This window comes from Saccharibacillus sp. O23 (assembly GCF_002205895.1).
Taxonomy (GTDB): Bacteria; Bacillota; Bacilli; order Paenibacillales; family Paenibacillaceae; genus Saccharibacillus.
Window position 1 is genome coordinate 312,057 of the sequence record NZ_NJDE01000007.1, and the last position, 17,573, is coordinate 329,629.

General features: G+C 59.9%; 11 protein-coding genes and 1 pseudogene. 6 read left to right on the forward strand and 6 right to left on the reverse strand.

Features of this window, described 5'->3' with window-relative positions:
• Nucleotides 1-57: 57 nt before the first annotated feature.
• From CDO73_RS09955 to CDO73_RS09980, 6 genes are all read right to left on the reverse strand, one after another.
• Nucleotides 58-1,998 carry an ABC transporter ATP-binding protein gene (locus CDO73_RS09955; protein WP_088488370.1) on the reverse strand — a complete coding sequence of 647 codons (1,941 nt, stop codon included), beginning with the start codon at nt 1,996-1,998 and terminating at the stop codon, nt 58-60.
• Nucleotides 1,995-4,025 carry an ATP-binding cassette domain-containing protein gene (locus tag CDO73_RS09960; RefSeq protein WP_088488371.1) on the reverse strand — a complete coding sequence of 677 codons (2,031 nt, stop codon included), beginning with the start codon at nt 4,023-4,025 and terminating at the stop codon, nt 1,995-1,997. Before CDO73_RS09960 ends, CDO73_RS09955 begins: the two co-directional genes overlap by 4 nt.
• 109 nt (nt 4,026-4,134) lie before the next feature.
• Nucleotides 4,135-4,728: a GNAT family N-acetyltransferase gene (locus tag CDO73_RS09965; protein ID WP_088488372.1), complete on the reverse strand. Its 594-nt coding sequence runs from the start codon at nt 4,726-4,728 to the stop codon at nt 4,135-4,137.
• A complete protein-coding gene (locus CDO73_RS09970; protein ID WP_088488373.1) occupies nt 4,725-5,195 on the reverse strand; it encodes a pyridoxamine 5'-phosphate oxidase family protein in 471 nt (156 codons plus the stop codon). The genes CDO73_RS09965 and CDO73_RS09970 overlap by 4 nt, the downstream gene beginning before the upstream one ends.
• Before the next feature lie 21 nt (nt 5,196-5,216).
• Entirely contained in the window at nt 5,217-5,690 is a 474-nt protein-coding gene (infC, locus tag CDO73_RS09975; RefSeq protein ID WP_088488374.1) for a translation initiation factor IF-3, read from the reverse strand.
• 51 nt (nt 5,691-5,741) lie between these two features.
• Nucleotides 5,742-6,779, reverse strand: a complete 1,038-nt coding sequence (locus CDO73_RS09980) for a LacI family DNA-binding transcriptional regulator (protein WP_088488375.1) — start codon at nt 6,777-6,779, stop codon at nt 5,742-5,744.
• 319 nt (nt 6,780-7,098) lie between these two features.
• On the opposite strand from CDO73_RS09980, the gene CDO73_RS09985 reads away from it, so the two are divergent.
• The 6 genes and pseudogenes from CDO73_RS09985 (at nt 7,099) to CDO73_RS10010 (ending at nt 17,299) form a co-directional block, all read left to right on the forward strand.
• Nucleotides 7,099-8,061: an ABC transporter permease gene (locus CDO73_RS09985; RefSeq protein WP_088488376.1), complete on the forward strand. Its 963-nt coding sequence runs from the start codon at nt 7,099-7,101 to the stop codon at nt 8,059-8,061.
• A 26-nt stretch (nt 8,062-8,087) separates the two neighbouring features.
• Complete coding sequence (locus tag CDO73_RS09990) at nt 8,088-8,969, forward strand: carbohydrate ABC transporter permease (RefSeq protein WP_088488377.1); 882 nt, start codon at nt 8,088-8,090, stop codon at nt 8,967-8,969.
• A gap of 34 nt (nt 8,970-9,003) precedes the next feature.
• Complete coding sequence (locus tag CDO73_RS09995) at nt 9,004-10,608, forward strand: ABC transporter substrate-binding protein (RefSeq protein WP_088488378.1); 1,605 nt, start codon at nt 9,004-9,006, stop codon at nt 10,606-10,608.
• A 32-nt stretch (nt 10,609-10,640) separates the two neighbouring features.
• Nucleotides 10,641-12,194 (forward strand): annotated as a pseudogene (locus CDO73_RS10000) (glycoside hydrolase family 32 protein); the annotation flags it as partial.
• 194 nt (nt 12,195-12,388) lie between these two features.
• Nucleotides 12,389-13,366, forward strand: a complete 978-nt coding sequence (locus CDO73_RS10005; RefSeq protein ID WP_088488380.1) for an ROK family protein — start codon at nt 12,389-12,391, stop codon at nt 13,364-13,366.
• Nucleotides 13,367-13,930: 564 nt separating this feature from the next.
• Nucleotides 13,931-17,299, forward strand: a complete 3,369-nt coding sequence (locus CDO73_RS10010) for a GH32 C-terminal domain-containing protein (protein ID WP_088488381.1) — start codon at nt 13,931-13,933, stop codon at nt 17,297-17,299.
• Nucleotides 17,300-17,573: the final 274 nt, after the last annotated feature.

Consider the following 17,573-nt stretch of genomic DNA (forward strand, 5'->3'; position numbering starts at 1 on the left):
CTCGTTTCGAACGAGTAAAGCCGGTTTTTGTGTTAATCTTCTGATTGATTAAGGCGGTCAAACGCTCTGTTCCTCCGCATAATACCGCGCCTGCGAAGTCCACATCTCCCGGTACACCTCGCAGTCCGCCAGCAGTTCTTCATGCGTGCCGAGTCCTGCGCGGCGGCCTTGATCGAGTACCAGAATCCGGTCCGCCAGACGGACCGAACCTAAACGGTGCGTGACGATCAGCGCCGTGCGGCCGGAAGCGGCTTGGGCGAAACGTCGGTAGACGCGCGTTTCTTCCAGCGGATCGATCGCCGCCGTCGGTTCGTCGAGCACGATAAGACCGTGCTTCCGGTACAGTCCGCGCGCGATCGCGACGCGCTGCCATTGGCCGCCGGACAGCTCGACGCCGCCGAATTCGCGCGACAGCATCGTGCCGAAGCCGTCCGGGAAGACGTCTTCGGTCAGCGGAAGACCGGCTTGACCGGCCGCCGCTTCCAGCCGTTCTAGCGGTGGAACGCCGGAATCTTCGCGCTGCCATTCCCCGATCGCCAGATTATCCGCCAGCGTCATCCGGTAGCGGCGGTACTGCTGGAACACGGCCGACGTTCCGACGAACAGTTCGTCCGGCGTTCGTTCCGAAGTCGGCACGCCGTCATGCAGGATCTGTCCTTCGTCCGGCTGATACAGTCCGGTCAGCAGGCGGACCAGCGTCGTTTTACCGGAGCCGTTGGCACCGACGATTGCGAGCGTCTCGCCCGGCCGAATGTCCAGATTGACGTCGGCCAGTGCTTGGCGCGAAGCGCCCGGGTAAGCGAAGCTGACTCGTTCACATACGATTCCGGGAGGGCGATTCGCGGACGCGCGATCGGGAGCCGACGAATCATACGGTTCGGAACGAGACTCGGATGCCGCAGCGCGTTCCGGCAGTTCCAACACCCGCAGCACGTTCCGGATCTTGCCGAAATGTTCCGCGCTCTGCGCGAGCCGTCCGGCGACCAATTCTTCCATCAATTGAAACAGGCGGTCGATCGACGCGAACACCGCCGCGAATGCGCCGACCCCGATCCGGCCTTGCAGCAGCGAAGCGGTCAGCAGCGCCATAACGCCGAAATACCCCGCGAACGTGAGCAGCTGCGCGCCGAATTCGAGCCGATTTGCCCGCGTGTCGGCCTGCTGCTTGAGACGGTTCATGCCGCCTAGCGCTTCCCGGTACAGCTTGTAGAAATAAGGGAAGCCGCCGAGCAGCCGCGTCTGCTTCAAAGCCGTGCGTCCCGCGATGCTCTCGGCGTAGCTGTTCATTCTGCGCCGCATCGGCGCGGAGCGGTCTTCCAACCTTGCATACAGCTTGGCACGGACGAGCTGACTGAGCAGAACCGGCACGAACACGAGCAGGATCGACAGCGACAGCGCGGGACGCAGCATAAACAAATAGATGCCCATGAACAGAAGCTGCGGAATGTAGACGATGCAGACATCCAACATGGTATTGACGTAAGCGACCGCGTGAGGGATGCCCGCGTAAGCTTTGTCGATCGAATCCAGCGTTCGAGGTTCTTCGAACGAAATGGGATGCAGGCGTCCGATCTTGCGGCCCAGCAGACCGGTCAGCATCGCCGTCGAACGCGAATCGTATGTCTCCGCGATGAAATACGCGATGCCGTTGACGATCTGTCCCGCCGTCTTGATCGCGAACAGGATCAGCAGCGCCGCTACCGTACCGGTCAGCAGCAGTCCTGCATGAGCGGCCCCCGAATATGCGGCGACCCGGTCGAACAAACGCTGCGTCGCCCAGACCGACAAAGGGAAAAAAGCGGCGTCGAGCACAAACAGCAGCACGTAAGCGGCAAAAGATTTCGGCGCGACGGACGCGACTCGAGGCAGCAGAAACCGCAGGATGCGCAGCGGAGAAAAGTGGGCGGCCGAATGGTCGGAATGTACGGCTGCCGACGCAAGTTCTCTTCGATGTAGTCGCGGCCGACGTTTCGATGTTTGATGCGGTTCCGCGCTCATTTGGTCACCTCCTGAATTTCGCCGTCATCGTCTACGAAGCGCGGCGTCGAGTCGAATCTTCCGCCTTTCTCCGGCAGCTCCTGCTTGTACCAGCTGCGCTGCGATTCGTACAGCTCGGCATACAGCCCGCCCAATCGCAGCAGTTCCTCATGGCTGCCGCGTTCCGTCGCTTTTCCGCCGTCCAGCACGATAATTTCGTCCGCCGATACGGCCGCGCCGAGCCGATGCGTGATCTGAATAACGGTCGCGCCGGCCGCTTCTCCGATCGAACCGAACAGTTCGTACAAGCGGTGCTCGCTGATCGGATCGAGCGCTGCCGTCGGCTCGTCCAGAATCAGGACGGGAGCGCCGCCGAAGACGCTTCGCGCCAGCGCGACCCGCTGCCATTGGCCGCCTGACAGCTCGGCCGCGCCCTGCTCCAACCGGCCGAGCGGCGTATGCGTGCCGCGCGGCAGCGACGCCAGCCAATCGCTCAAGCCGACTTGTTCCAGAGCTTTGCGGACGGAATCGGGATCGGATAGCGAAGCGGAAAGCGAATTTTGAATCTTGTCCGAGCTGGAAGAGCGGCGTTTCCCGTGTTCGATTCCTTTTTCGCCGAAGCTTTCGTTTCTGTCCGAGCCGCCGCCGAACAACTTCGAACCCAACATCACTTGATCCCGCAGCGGGACTTCATAGTTGGCGTAATCCTGAAACGTGACCGAGAAAGCCGCTTTGCGCTCCGCCGCCGACCACTCCCGCAGGTCGCGGCCCGCGAGCGTAATTCGGCCCGAATAATCCGTATACAGGCCGGTCAGCAGTTTGACCAGCGTCGATTTGCCCGCGCCGTTGCGGCCGACGATCGCGTAGCGTTTGCCGGCTTCCAGCGTCAGCGTCAGTCCGTCCAATATCGGGCGTTCGGAACCGGGATAAGCGAAGCTTACATCTTCGAAAGCGATCGTCATCGTTTCGGGCGGCAGATTCCGCACCGCGAAATCCGGTAGATCTTCCGCGCCTTCCGCTTCTTCAAGCTGCATGAACGCGGACCAATCGTCGAGAAAAGCCCGATTTTCCGCGACCTGCTGAAGCACCTGCGACAGCCGCCAAGACATCTGCTCGGACAGATTCCATACGGCCGTCGCCAAGCCGACGTACATGCCCGCGCTCAGCGTGCCGCGAGTCAGCGGCAGCAGAAGCAGCAGCGACACGGCCAAACCGAGCAGGGAAGCGAGAATCGCGGCGCTTTTGGTGCGGACGAAGTTGTTGCGCAGCGCCTGCCGGATGATCCGGCTCGCTTCTTCGAACGCTTCGTTCCAGCGGCGCCCGACGGCTTCGCCGTAGCCGAACAGCGTACGTTCTTCCAGATCGGCGCGCGAAGACAGCATTTCCCGCAGATCGTCCGCGCGGCGCATCGGTTTGCGCGCCGCAGCATAAGCCCGATAGTCTTCGCGCCCGAGCGAGAAAGACAGTTTCATCAGCGGAAACGCCACGGCCAACGTCAGCGCCCCGATCCACCAGACCTGAGAAGTCAGCACGACGAGGATGCCGGCGATGCGGATCAACGATTCGGCCGCGTCAAGCAGATTGTAAAAAGCGCCGCTTAAGCGTTCGGAAGGTTCTTTGCCGACGCGGGCGATCAGATCCCAAGTCGCGTCGTGTTCGATATGCGGATAAGCAAGCGAACCGCGTTTGCGGAGAATCTGCGGATCGATCTGTTCGCGCATCCGGCGTCCGAGCCGCAGCTTAAGCGCTTTGGACGACAGGGAGGCGAGGCGGGAAGCCAACAGCGTCAGCGCCAGCAGGGCAAGCGGCTCTGCGAGAACGGCCAGACCGTGTTCGATCGAAGAATTCGGGCGCGCCGCGCCAGTGTGAGCAGAGCCGGCCAGCGTCAGCGCGGCATTGACGAAACCGGCCGTCAGTCCGATCAGCAGGCTCGGGACCAGCGCGGAAGCGGTCAGCAGCGTCATGACGGACAAGGTCAGAAGCGGCGCGATCCGTAGCGGAATTTTGACGTAATCGAGAGGGGTATAAGTACGCGATTCGAGATTCATAAACTAAAAAACTCCTTCGGTCCGCCCTATAACATTCGAGCGACCCGAAGAAGTTTAACATGGATTTACTGGAATATCAGTTAATTAATTCACTATCAACGATTAAGGCTTAACGCGAATACTCCTCCGCCAATATCGAATAAGCGAGCAGGTCCACGTAACGGCCTTTCTCGAACTCGTGCTGGCGCAGGCGGCCTTCGAGCGTGAAGCCCAGTTTGTCCATCAAGCGGATCGAAGCGGCGTTGTCGGGGTCGACCCGCGCTTCGATCTTGTTCGCGCCGAGCGGACCGAAGCCGAAGTCCAGCACGGCGCGGATCGCTTCGGGCATCATTCCTTTGCCCCAGTGGGAGCGGGTCAGGTCGTAGCCGATCTCCATCCGGTTATGTTCGCGTTCGAGGCCGAGGAAGCCGCAGGTGCCGACGAATTCGCCGGTATCGCGTTCTTCGATCATCCAGCGCAGGCCGGTCCGTTCGCGGAAAATGCGCGCGTGCCAGCCCATCTCGTCGTCGGCTTCTTCGATCGATTCAAAAGGATCGAGCGGGATATAGCGCATGACTTCTTCGTCGGCATACAGTCCGAACAGGCCTTCGCGGTCTTCCGGACGCGCTTCGCGCAGGATCAGGCGGGGCGTTTCGAGGCGCGGGAATTCGCTCCAATCGAAAGAAGCCTCGCCGGTTTGATGCTGCAAATTCGTTTCGTTCATCGTCTCAATTCCTCCAAAGTCTCTTCCCAGCGCACCAGCACGCTTTGCGGCTCGTGCAGCCGGATCGTAATGCCGCTTGTCAATTCGGCGTATTTGGCGACGTCGGCGCGGGTCTCCAGCACGTCGGCCGCGAAGCGGGCGCGCGGATGGCGCGCGTCCGCAAGTTCCGGCAGCGCCGATGCTTGCAGACGGACGGTGTAAGAGACGCCGCCGTAGACGACGGCGAGCAGCGCTTTGCCGGTTCGCAGCAGATTGCCGGTCGTATTCGTGCCGAGCCACAGCGCGATCCGCAGCCGCTTCGGCGATTCCGCCCAGACTTCGCCCGCGCTCACCATCGCTTGATGCGGATAGCCTTCTTCGTCGACCGTATGCAGCGTCATGGCGATCTCCAGCTTTTCCGCCAGCCGCTCGCCGCCGAGCAGCGCGTACAATTCATCGTTCAGCCGAGCGTCTTCGTTCGTTTTCACAGTCCGTCACCTCGATTAGGGTTACTTCGGGTCTACCTGCACCGCGGCCTGCTTGCCGCTCAGTTGGATGCCCGTCTTTTTGACGCCGGATTCTTTCAGGTCGCGCAGCAGCTCTTCCAGCAGTTCTTTGGCTTTCGCGCCTTCTTTGCCGGAGACCTTCACCACGAATAAGACGGAGTCGCCGCCTTCAAGGATTCGCTGCGCCTGATTTTTTTTGGTGTCGTAATCATGTTCTTCGATATTCGCGGTCAGCCGGATTTCTTTGATTTTCGCCGGACGCGCCGCTTTTTTCTCCTGCTGCTTGGCTTCTTTGGCTTTGCCGGAGGCGATCAGGGTGCAAGGAGGCGGGCTGGAGTAGAGGGAGGTGCAGACCAGATCCACGCCCAGTTCTTTCGCCAGTTTGAGCGCCTCGCTTGTCGGCATGACGCCGAGCGCTTCGCCGTTTACGCCGGTCACGTCCACTTCGGACGCTTTGATTTTTTCGTTTTTGATCATAACGATTCGTCGCTCCATTCGTATTCAGAAGGTTTCTATGCGTAAAAAAGTTCAAGCTTGCGCCGTCGATTCCCGTTCGATCGGACGGGTGTACACATGCGCCACTTGATGCGGCTGCGTCGGATTTTTGATCCGCGACAGCAGCATCTCGCCCGCTTTGACGCCCATGTCGCTGCTGTAGATATGGACCGTCGTCAGATGCGGCTCCACGATGCGGGATTCGGAAGAATCGTCGAATCCGCAGACTTTGACGTCGCCCGGCACGGACAGGCCGCGGTTTTTGAGCGCTTTCATCAATCGGACCGCGATAAAGTCGTTGGCGCAGACGAACGCCTGCGGCAGATCGCCGATCTCTTCCAGCTTCCGTTCCATCCAATCGGTCTCGAACAGGAAAAAGCGGTCATCGTCGAGGATCGATCGTTCTGCCGGAATGTCGAGTCCGGCATCCGTCAGCGCGCGGCCGTAGCCGATCCAGCGTTCGCGGAAGCTTTTGCAATGATTGAAATCTCCGGCGAATCCGATTTCGGTCAAGCCCGACGCGATCAGGTCGCGGGTCAGCTTGTAGGTGCTGTGTTCGTTCTCCATCAGCAGCACGTCGGCTCCGAAATCGGGATAGACCGCGTCGGCCGCGCAGTCGATAAAGATGACCGGGATGCCGAGTTCCGTCAGCAGGCGGCTGTACGCCGGGTCGAACAGTTCGATGCACACGATGCCGTCCACCGCCGAAGCGTCGAAGTTGACCGGAAGCGCCTGTTCGCCCCGCTCGTCGTCGCGTACGATATGAATGGACAAATTATACCCTTCGGTGCTGATCCGCCGTTCCAGCCCGCTGATGACCTGCGAACCGAAATGCGAAGTGTTCGGCATGTTGGTCGTAAGCAGGGCGATATTGCCGGTCTTTTTGGACAGCAGACCGTCCGTTTCCATATAGGCGAACTGTTTGTATTTTAATTCGATCGCTTTCTTGATCACGCGGGTACGGGTCTCTTCGGGAATGCCGCCGCTGTCGTTCAGCGCTTTCGAAGCGGTGTTCCGGGAGATGCCGAGCGCATCCGCGATGTCTTGAATCGTGACTTTCTCTTTGGCCATGGATGGGTTCCACCTTTATCCGTTTCGGTCAGGCTCTTCGCTTTGCTTGATGAAGCGCCAGAGCCGTCTTACATAGTCAAATGTATCGCAATAACGGACAAATAGCAATCTCGAGTTTACAAATGTAAAGTTATGAATCTATTATTGGTTAAGATTAATCAAACAAATGCACAATTTATTTTTACAAAAGCAGTTGACATATGAATATTTAATTTGTTAAATTGTAAACGCAGCGGATGGCAAACGTAACATGCAACCCCTTACATTTGCTCGGAACCTGAAACTCTTGCGTTAGACAGACCAGAAAGGGGAAAGGGGAATGGAAAACTCGGCGGGAACCGGAAGAGACGGCAGACTGCTTCAACAGAAAAAAACGATAGGGCATAGACTGGCGGGATTCAAAAGGAACGGTTTTCTTTACATTTTGCTCGCTCCGGCGCTTATTCTGACCCTGCTGTTCAAGTATGTGCCCATGTACGGCGCGGTGATCGCGTTCAAAGACTTCAGTCCGATTCGGGGCATTCTCGGGAGCGACTGGGTCGGCTTCAAGCACTTCGACAAGTTCCTGTCTTCGCCGAACTTCGAAGTGATTTTTATGAATACGCTTAAATTAAGCTTCTACGGACTGCTGTTCGGCTTCCCGGTGCCGATTCTGCTGGCGCTGATGCTGAACCAAGTCCGCAAAGCGGGCGCGAAGAAAAACATCCAACTTTTCCTGTACGCGCCCAACTTCGTTTCCGTAGTCGTGATCGTCGGGATGCTGTTCATTTTCCTGTCGCCGACCGGCCCGATCAACCAGCTGGCGACGCATATATTCGGCCAGCCGCTCATGTTCATGACCGATCCGCAGTATTTCCGCTGGGTGTACATCCTGTCGGACATCTGGGCGACGGCCGGCTGGGCTTCGATCATCTACGTGGCGGCGCTGGCGAACGTTGATCCCGAGCTGCATAACGCGGCCAGCCTCGACGGGGCGAGCCTGCTGCGGCGCATCTGGCATATTGATCTGCCGACGATCAAGCCGATCATGGCGATCGTGTTCATTCTGGCGGCGGGAGGCATCATGTCGATCGGCTTCGAGAAAGCGTATCTGCTTCAGACCTCGATGAACCTGCCGGCTTCGGAGATCATCGCCACCTACGTCTATAAGGTCGGCCTGCAATCCGGGGATTACGCGTATTCGGCAGCCGTGGGACTGTTCAACTCGGTGATCAACGTCATTCTGCTGCTGACCGTCAACTTCGTCGTGAAGAAGCTGAACGACAATCAGGGGCTTTATTAATCGCTTAGAAAAGGAGGCAAAGCGCGATGGCTGTCAAAAACTCGCCGTTCGACCGGTTTCTGCTCGTATTGAACGGACTGTTCCTGCTGCTTGCGGTACTCGTCGTCGTGGTTCCGTTCGGTTACATCATCATCGCTTCGTTCATGGACCCGACCGTATTGCTGAACCGGGGATTGTCGTTCAGTCCTTCGGATTGGAGTCTGGAAGGGTACCGCAAAATCTTGAGCAACGACGCCATGATCCGCGGATTCTTCAACTCGCTGCTGTATGCCGGCGCGTTCTCGATCTTTACGGTGCTCGTCTCGATCTGCGCGGGTTACGCCTTATCCGAAGATACGTTGGCCGGCCGCAAACTGGTCATGACGCTGTTCATCGTGACGATGTTTTTCGGCGGCGGCCTGATTCCGACTTACCTGCTGATCCGCGAACTCGGCATGCTGAACACGCCGTGGGCGCTGATCGTCCCGGGTGCGGTCAACGTATGGAATATCATTTTGGCCCGGACTTTTTTCAAAGGCATCCCCAAAGAACTGCGGGAAGCCGCGAACGTCGACGGCGCGTCGGACTTCAAGATCTTCCTGCAAATCGTCATTCCGCTGTCGAAACCGATCATGTTCGTGCTGGCGCTCTACGCGTTCGTCGGGCAGTGGAATTCGTATTTCGACGCGATGATCTATCTGGAAAACACGAAATTGTATCCGCTTCAGCTCGTGCTGCGCTCCATCTTGATCCAGAATCAGGCGGCGCCCGGCATGATCGGCGAACAGCAGGCGATGGCGGAACTCAAACGTCTGTCGGAGATGATCAAATATTCGTCGATCGTCGTATCCAGTTTGCCGCTAATCGTCATGTACCCGTTCTTCCAGAAGTATTTCGAAAAAGGCGTCATGGTCGGCTCGCTGAAATAAAAAAGGTTTGCCCATACAGAGGAGGAATCGTTCGATGAAAAAAGTTCGTCTGCCCCATTGGAAAAAAGCGCTCGCCGCGTCCGTCATGTCCAGCGCGCTCGTGGTCACCGCCTGCGGAGGCGGCTCGTCGGAACCGGCGAAGACCGCCGACGGCAAACCGATCTTGAAGATGATGACGTCCAGTTCGCCGCTCGCGCCCGCCGATCCCAACGAAAAACTGGTGCTCAAACGGCTCGAAGAGAAGACGGGCGTGCATATCGATTGGACCAGCTATACCAGCGACGTGTTTACGGAAAAACGCAATCTGGCGATGGCGAGCGGCGATCTCCCGGACGCGATCTTCGCGGCGGATTACGGCGATTACGATCTGCTGAAGCTGGCCAAAGACGGCGCGATCGTGCCGCTCGAAGACCTGATCGACCAGCAGATGCCGAATCTCAAAAAGGTGCTCGACGAACGTCCGGAATACCGCGCCATGATCACCGCTCCGGACGGCCATATCTACGCGTTTCCGTGGATCGAGGAATTGGGCTCGGACAAAGAACGCATCCAATCCGTGGACGATATGCCGTGGATCAACGTCGAATGGCTGAAGAAGTTGGGCCTGAAAATGCCGACCACGACCGAAGAACTCAAAGACGTGCTGACCGCGTTCAAAACGCAGGACCCGAACGGCAACGGCAAAGCCGACGAGATTCCGCTGTCCTTTATCGACAAGCCGGGCGGCGAGAACCTGACGTTCCTGTTCGCGGCGTTCGGACTGGGGGAGAATCCGGATCACCTCGTGGTGAGCGACGACGGCAAAGTGATCTTTACCGGGAACCAACAAGGCTACAAAGACGCGGTCAATTACGTGTACGACCTGTACAAGAACGGGCTGGTCGATATCGAATCGTTCCAGCAGGATTGGAATACGTATCTCGCCAAAGGCAAAGACGACCGTTACGGCTTGTATTTCACTTGGGACAAAGCGAATATCACGGGCATGAACGACAAATACGATCTGATGCCGCCCGTGGCGGGACCGGACGGCAAAGTCAACGTGACGCGCAATAACGGCATGGGCTTTTTCCGCGGCTCGATGGTCGTGACCAGCAGCAACAAGCAGCTCGAGACGACGGCCAAATGGGTCGATCAATTGTACGATCCGCTTCAATCCGTGCAGGACAACTGGGGCACGTACGGCGACGAGAGCCAGCAGAACATCTTCGAATTCGACGAAGCGAAAGGCATGCTGAAGCATCTGCCGCTGGAAGGCTCGGCTCCGGTCGAAGTGCGCCAGAAGACGAGCATCGGCGGACCGCTGGCGATTCTCGACGATTATTTCGGCAAATACACGACCATGCCGGACGACGCCAAATGGCGGATGGATCTGATGAAAGAAGTACTGGTGCCGCATATGACGGCCAAAAATACGTATCCGAGCGTGTTCTTCAGTCTGGACGAATTGGACCGGCTGTCCACGATCGAAGCCGATCTGTTCCCTTATATGCTGCGCAAACGCACGGAATGGTATCAGAACGGCAAAGCGGATCAGGAATGGGACGCTTATCTGAAAGAACTCGACCGTCTGGGCTTGCAGGAATGGCTGAAGATCCGTCAGGACGGCTACGACCGCAGCACGGCGAAATCCGAATAACGACTTACCCAAATTCCCGATCAGGAGGGCTTATGACCATTCAAACGACAAAACCGGATTACCGGGGAACGTACCACTTTTCGCCGGCCGAACATTGGATGAACGATCCGAACGGCATGGTGTTTTTCGAAGGTGAATACCATCTCTTTTTCCAGCATCATCCCTTCGGCGATACATGGGGACCGATGCATTGGGGTCATGCGGTATCGCGCGATCTGGTGAACTGGGAAGAACTGCCGATCGCGCTGGAACCGGACGAAGTCGGCACGATTTTCTCGGGCAGCGCGGTAGTGGACCGAGAGAATACGACCGGATTTTTCCCGGACGGGCCGGGGCTGGTCGCGATTTTCACCCACCATCTGGAACGTCCCGGCGTGCCGACCGTGCAAAGCCAGAGCTTGGCTTACAGCCGCGACGGCGGACGCACATGGACCAAGTACGAAGGCAATCCGGTACTGACGAGCGAAAGCAAGCCGGATTTTCGCGATCCGAAGGTGTTCTGGCACGAATCGAGCAAACGGTGGATCCTGATTCTGGCCTGCGGGCAGGAAGTCGAGCTGTATCATTCGGAAGATCTGAAAAGCTGGACGCTTGGCAGCACGTTCGGCGAAGGCATCGGCTCCCATGACGGAGTCTGGGAATGTCCGGATCTGTTCGAACTTTCGATCGACGGCGATCCGACGCGCGGCAAATGGGTCATGCTGGTCAGTATCGGCGACGGCGGAGAAGGGACGGAAGGTTCGCGGACGCAGTATTTCACCGGCGGTTTCGACGGCGTGACTTTCGTACCGGACGAAGCGTCGCAGGAGATCCGCTGGCTCGATCACGGCCGCGACAACTACGCCGGCGTCAGTTGGTCGGACATGCCGACCGAAGACGGCCGCCGTCTGGTTCTCGGCTGGATGAGCAACTGGCGGTATGCCAATCATACGCCGACGGAAGGCTGGCGCGGCGCGATGACGATTCCGCGGGAATTGACGCTGGAGACGATCGGCGGCGTCGAGCGGTTGGTCCAGCGTCCGGCGCGCGAGTTGGACGCGGCAAGGGTTCCGGTTCTGGAACTGAAGGACGTATCGCTCTCGGAATTGAATGCCGCGCTGAGATCGCTGCGGTTGGACAGCTTCGAATTGGAAGTCCGCGCCCAAGCGGGCCGCTCGTTTGAATTCCGGCTGCGCGAAGGCGGCGGCTGCGTCACCCGCGTCGGCATCGACGCGCAGGCGGGAGAACTGTATATCGACCGCCGCAAGTCGGGCGAAAGCGGGTTCCACGCCGATTTCGCGGGACGGCATGCGGCGAAGCTGCCGGAAGGGGCGGAAACGGCCGAGTCGGCCGGGGATACACGAATGGCCGTAGAAGCGGCAGAGGCGGAAGAAGAGGCGCGAATGGCCGCAGAAGCGGACGCGCCGAATCGCGCGCGGACGGCGGCGGAGCAGGGAGCGGCCGCCGAAGAACCGGCGGAAACGGCTCTGCAGATCTTCGTCGACCGGTCTTCGGTCGAGGTGTTCGAAGGAGACGGCCGTCTGGTTATGACGGACCTGATCTTCCCGGGGGAAGGCGCCGACGGATTGTCCGCGTCGGCGGGCGATGCGGAAGCGGGCGGAGCGGATAGCGTATTCCGCTCGGTGCGGATCTCCCGCATCGCGGCCGGCGAGGCTGCGGCCGGGGCGGCCGAATCGGCAAGAGCGACGGCGGCGGGAACTGCCGGATCGGCAGGAGGCACGGCCGGCGAAGCTGCCGAAGGAGCAGCGGCGACCGCGCCCGGGCAAGGAGGCGCGGTCCGATGACGACCTTCGGAAGCGGCGCCTCGCCTCGCCGCGAAAGCTCTGCCGTCATCGGCGCGATCGAAGCCGGAGGGACCAAGTTCGTCTGCGGGATCGGCACCGCGGACGGGGAACTGCTGGACCGCGTCAGCTTTCCGACCGGGCAGCCGGACGAGACGCTCGGCCGGGCGATCGATTATTTCGCGGACAAGAACGTCGCGGCGATCGGGATCGGCTCGTTCGGGCCGATCGACCTGCGGCCCGGCAGTCCGACTTACGGTTTCGTGACGACCACGCCGAAGCCCGGCTGGAGCGGCTGCGATTTCCTCGGCGCGCTGCGCCGCCGCTTCGACGTCCCGTACGGCTGGGACACCGACGTCAACGCCGCCGCTTACGGCGAAGCCGTCTGGGGTGCGGCGGCGGGGCTGGACAGCTGCCTCTATTACACGATCGGCACGGGCGTGGGGATCGGGGTCTACGCCGAAGGGCGGCTGCTGCACGGCCTGCTGCATCCCGAAGGCGGCCATACGCTGCCGCGCCGGCATCAAGGCGACGGCTTCGCGGGCGTCTGTCCGTATCACGGCGATTGTCTGGAAGGCATGGCTTCCGGTCCGGCGCTGCAAGCGCGCTGGGGCGTTCCGGGGCATGAGCTTCCGGCCGATCATCCGGCTTGGGAGATCGAGGCGCATTATATCGCCCAATCGGTATCGTCCGCGATCCTGCTGCTGTCGCCGCGCAAAGTCATACTGGGCGGCGGCGTCATGCAGCAGGAACATCTGCTGCCGCTCGTGCGCCGGGACGTCGCGAAGAACCTGAACGGGTACGTCGCGGCGGAAGACCTCGCCGAAGGCGCAGGGCTGGACGGCTATATCACGGCGCCGGGACTCGGCACGGAGTCGGGTCTGCGCGGCGCTTTGGTGCTCGGCATCCGGGCGCTGCGGGAAGCGCGGGAACCGGGCGTTCCCGGCGCGGTCGGCAGCGGAACGGCGCAAGATTGACTGACGATCAAGCCAAGAAACAATCCGGTACGCTGACCGCAAATAAGGTTAGGTCATGTCCACCGAAAACTCGCTTTAACTGTTCCTGTTTCCGATGGACGCAAACCTTGGATGGAATACGGTCAACTCACTCGCAGGAAATGTTGACGTTTCGTCAGCAAATTCTCTCTTTTTTCGGTGAACTGAACCGAGATGTTGACGCTTCGTCAACAAATGATGCGAGTTGGAGAGGAAATGAGGGAAAAAAGCTGAAAATACTGACTTTTCGTCAACATTTGCGTTTCTATCCGCTTTTTAGGCTCGAAATGTTGACGTTTGGTCAGGATTTGGCAGATACGTCGATTTCATTCGAAGTTTGCGTACGCGAAACCCGGCGGCTCCGGGAAGATGAAGGTCTTCCGGCGTCGGCCGGGTTTCTTTACGGGTAGAGCTTCGGAGCCGCCCGAGTATAAACCGAAACACCGGAGCGAAGCGCGAACCGAATCGGCAGCATGCGGAAGCCTGCGCTCTGTCTGCGGTTCGCGCGTATGCTCCGTACTTATTTGATCGAGGAGGATCATCCCGATGAAGAACATAAGCAAGTTCGCTGCGCTGCTGTGCGCGGCGATGATGGCGGGAAGCGCGGCAGCGGCGGGCGGCGCGTCTACGGTGTTCGCCGAAGAAGGAGGGAACGTTTTGGCCGGGAAAACGACAAATCATACCGCGGGAAATGATGCCGATACGCAGAAGGAGACGAAATCATCGACATCGCCGGAGGCCGCCGCTTCCGCCGAAGCTGCCGTTTGGAACAGCAATCTTGAAAGCGTAATCATCGATCAAGGGAGCTGGATAACCGACAGCAAGGGCGTTCGCGGTACGGCGGACGCCGACGGAACGCCCGCGCTCAAAGTGTATGCTTCGCCGAATGCGGAGACGTTCGTATTCGCCGCCGATCTGTCGCCGAAGTCCGCGGCTGCTTCGGCCGGCTTGACGTTCGGGGCCGGAGCCGACGGCCGAGGCGGGTACGCGGTCTGGTTGGACCGCGAGAACGGCCGCGTCCGGGCAGCGGCGACCGGCCCGGACGGAAGCGTGTTGGCTCGGTCGGATGCTTCGTATCCGAGCGAAGACGGCATCCGCCACCGCTTGGAGATCCGAGCTGAACAGAACGCGGTGCGCGTGTTCGTCGACGGCTATGCCGAACCGGCCTTGGAGTTGTCCGGGCTTGCGCCCGGCGGTACGGCTGCGGGACTTGCCGTTCGCAGCGGCGAAGCCGTTTTTCAAGATACGTATCTGACGCCCGAGGAAGAGTACTACGGCGAAACCTATCGGCCGGCTTATCATTATTCGCCGCAGCGCGGTTCGGCCAGCGATCCCAACGGAATGATCTACTACAAAGGCGAATACCATCTGTTCCATCAGGACGGCGGACGCTGGGCGCATGCGGTCAGCACCGACCTGCTGCATTGGAAGAGTCTGCCGATCGCGCTCGATTGGAACAAGCTCGGCCATATCTGGTCCGGCTCCGCGATCGCCGATCCCGATAACGTCTCGGGTTTGTTCGACGGCTCGCCCGACGGAGGCGGCCTGATCGCCTATTACACGTCTTATAATCCCGACGCGCCGAACGGCAACCAGAAGATCGGACTCGCTTACAGTTCCGATCGGGGTCGGACGTGGCATTATTCCGAAGATCGCCCGATCGTGATCGAGAATCCGGGCAAGAACGGCGACGACCCAGGCGGTTGGGATTTCCGCGATCCGAAGGTCGTTCGAGACGAAGACAACGGCCGTTGGATCATGGTCGTATCGGGCGGCGACCATATCCGCTTTTTCTCTTCGACGAACCTGACCGACTGGACGCTGACCGACAACTTCGGTTACGGCGAATACGTGCGCGGCGGCGTCTGGGAATGTCCCGATTTGTTTAAGCTGCCGGTACAAGGAACGGACGAGAGCCGCTGGGTGCTGATGATCAGCACGGGTGCGAACCCGGCTACGCAGGGGTCGGACGCGGAGTATTTCGTCGGACGATTGACCGAAGACGGCAAGTTCGTCAATGACAATCCGGCCGGCAAGGTGCTTCGAACGGACTACGGCAAAGAGTTCTACGCGTCTTCCTCGTTCGCCGACGCGCCGGACGGACGCCGGATCGTCATGGCGTGGATGACCAACTGGGACTATCCGTTCGCGTTCCCGACTGCCGGTTGGAAAGGCGTGCTGTCGCTGCCCCGGGAATTGTCGTTGACGCGCACGGCAGAAGGGATTCGCTTGGCGCAGGCTCCGATCGAGGAGCTCGCCGCGCTCCGAAGCGAACTGCGAAGCATCGGCGAGACGACCGTGAACGGAGATTCGCCGAATCCGCTGCAAGGCTTGAATGCGGGCGCTTACGAGATCGAAGCGGAGCTGGAACTGCCGGAGACGGGAGCCGCCGACAGTTTCGGATTCCGAGTGCGCGAAGGCGGCGGGCAGTTTACGGATATCCGTTATTCGGCCGCCGAAGAAAAGCTGTCGCTGGACCGTTCGGCTTCGGGCATCGTCGATTATTCGCCTCTGCTCAGTTTGCGTCAGGAAGCGAAGCTTCCGCCCGAAAGCAACGGGAACAAGCGGATCAAACTGCGGATCTTCGTGGACGAATCGACGGTCGAAGTGTTCGCGGCAGACGGCCGGACCGTCTTCTCCGACGTGATCTTCCCGGGCACGGCACGCCGCGGCATGAGCTTCTACGCCGAAAGCGGGCAGGTGAAGATCCGGTCGTTGAACGTCTATGCTCTCGGTTCCGTATGGAAATCGGAAGAGCCTTCGCGTCTGGTCGCGGACGAGACGGCGATCGAATTGGGACCGCAGGATAGTCGGACGGTATTCGTTTCGCCGTACCTCTCGTCTTCCGCGGATGCGATCGCGCCGACGTGGACGTCTTCCGATCTTTCCGTCGTTTCGGTGTCCGCTTCTTCGGGCGGCAGCGCCGTGCTGCGCGCGGTCGGTCCGGGCCGAGCGTCGGTCACCGTTTCGGCCGCGAACGGCTTCGCGCGCGCGATCCCGGTCACCGTATACGGCGGAAGTTTCCGCTCCGATCTCGGCGCGCTGACAATCGTTCCGGCCTCGGCGGAATGGATCGTGACGGAAGACGGGCTGCGCGGCGGCGCGCAGGGCGATACGACCGCCGTGTCGGAGGTCAAGGCCGGCGATTTCGTTTACGAAGCCGACGTGAAGCTGGATCGAGCGGGCGGAGCCGCTTCGCTGCTGTTTCGCTCCGATCGGACCGGAGGCAGCGCCTACTACCTGAATCTCGATCCGAATATGCAGGCGCTGCGATTGTTCTATAAGGTCGGCGGCAGCTTCGCCGAACGTCAGGTGTTGGCGCGGTATCCCGCCGAGATCCGAAGCGGCGGCACCTACCGTCTGCGCGTGCAGGCCGAAGGACCGCGGCTTCGGGCATGGCTGGACGGCAGGCCGGCGATCGACGTCCGCGACGGCACGTTCGCCGAAGGACGGTTCGGCCTGCACGCGTTCGGCGGGCGCGCCGCTTTCCAGAACGTCGAAGTTTCGAGAGCCAAGCCCGCCAAGCTGCGCTCGTTCCCGATCTTGAACGAATCGTCGGGCCGCGCGCTTGCCGCTGCCGGCAAGGAACGCGGATCTGTCGTCGGCTTGACGACGATCGGCAGCGATGCCCCACTGTGGACGGCCGTTCCGACCGGCAGCCCGGACTGCTCGTTTTCTTTGCGAACGCCGGAAGGGTCGGCGCTCGATCTGGACGTCGGCCGCAGTACGATTCAGCTCTACGATTATCTGGGTTACGACAATCAGCGCTGGCTGCTCCGCAAGGATACGCGAGGAACGGTTAAGATCGTCAACGTCTCCGGCGGTCTGGCTTTGACTGAAGCAGCGGACGGCAGTTTGAAGCCGGAACCGGTCCGCCAAGGAAACCGGGCACAGCAGTGGAAACTCGGGCATTAAGCGCAAGGTCATCCGAACTCTTTCTTCCGCTTGCCCGGAAGAAAGAGTTTTTTTGCTTGCGGCAAAGCCGTTCCGCGAAGAATCGGACTTTCGGAGCCAGTACGCTGACCGCGAACAAGGTAAGGTTTCGCCCTCCGAGATTTCGTACCTAACCCGTGTACGAAGTCTCCGACGGAAAACCCGCTTGAACCGTGCGCGTTTCCGAAGGGCTCAAACCTTTGATTGGATGCGGTCAACTCACTCGTACGCTGACCGCAGATAATGTAAGGTTTCG

Bases quoted from the DNA above. Each gene is read 5' to 3' on its own strand.
- CDO73_RS09955 (WP_088488370.1), bottom strand. From the start codon at position 1,998: ATGAGCGCGGAACCGCATCAAACATCGAAACGTCGGCCGCGACTACAT.
- CDO73_RS09960 (WP_088488371.1), bottom strand. From the start codon at position 4,025: ATGAATCTCGAATCGCGTACTTATACCCCTCTCGATTACGTCAAAATT.
- CDO73_RS09965 (WP_088488372.1), bottom strand. From the start codon at position 4,728: ATGAACGAAACGAATTTGCAGCATCAAACCGGCGAGGCTTCTTTCGAT.
- infC (WP_088488374.1), bottom strand. From the start codon at position 5,690: ATGATCAAAAACGAAAAAATCAAAGCGTCCGAAGTGGACGTGACCGGC.
- CDO73_RS09980 (WP_088488375.1), bottom strand. From the start codon at position 6,779: ATGGCCAAAGAGAAAGTCACGATTCAAGACATCGCGGATGCGCTCGGC.
- CDO73_RS09985 (WP_088488376.1), top strand. From the start codon at position 7,099: ATGGAAAACTCGGCGGGAACCGGAAGAGACGGCAGACTGCTTCAACAG.
- CDO73_RS09990 (WP_088488377.1), top strand. From the start codon at position 8,088: ATGGCTGTCAAAAACTCGCCGTTCGACCGGTTTCTGCTCGTATTGAAC.
- CDO73_RS09995 (WP_088488378.1), top strand. From the start codon at position 9,004: ATGAAAAAAGTTCGTCTGCCCCATTGGAAAAAAGCGCTCGCCGCGTCC.
- CDO73_RS10005 (WP_088488380.1), top strand. From the start codon at position 12,389: ATGACGACCTTCGGAAGCGGCGCCTCGCCTCGCCGCGAAAGCTCTGCC.
- CDO73_RS10010 (WP_088488381.1), top strand. From the start codon at position 13,931: ATGAAGAACATAAGCAAGTTCGCTGCGCTGCTGTGCGCGGCGATGATG.